Annotated in this window: 1 protein-coding gene; it reads left to right on the top strand. The window is 55.7% G+C overall.

Translation table 11 applies throughout. The annotated features are described in order from the left end of the window. A partial coding sequence (locus tag Xsze_RS21610; protein WP_143707628.1) for an AMP-binding protein occupies positions 1-341 on the top strand: 341 nt, incomplete at both ends.

The raw sequence follows: 341 nt of genomic DNA, 5'->3' as shown, positions 1-341 counted from the left end.
ACCCTGCTGGCGGCCATGGTGGATGATGATTCAAGGCCGGTGGAAACGTTGCCGCTCCTGCAATCCCATCAGCGCCACCAGTTATTGGTGGAATTCAACGCCGTAGATCACCGTGATGCTGTAGAACACAGTGATATTGTGCTGAGGGATCAGCATAGTATGTTAATTCACCAGCTGTTTGAGCAACAGGTGGCATCCACCCCCGATGTCACCGCGCTGGTATCCGGTGAAAATCAATTGAGTTATGCCGAACTGAACCGGCGCGCCAACCAGCTGGCCCATTACCTGATTGCCTCTGGCGTGGGTCCCGATGACCGCGTGGCCATTTGTGCCGACCGCAG

The sequence above is a fragment of the Xenorhabdus szentirmaii DSM 16338 genome (assembly GCF_002632585.1).
Lineage (GTDB): Bacteria > Pseudomonadota > Gammaproteobacteria > Enterobacterales > Enterobacteriaceae > Xenorhabdus > Xenorhabdus szentirmaii.
This window is presented reverse-complemented; position numbering and strand designations above follow the sequence as displayed.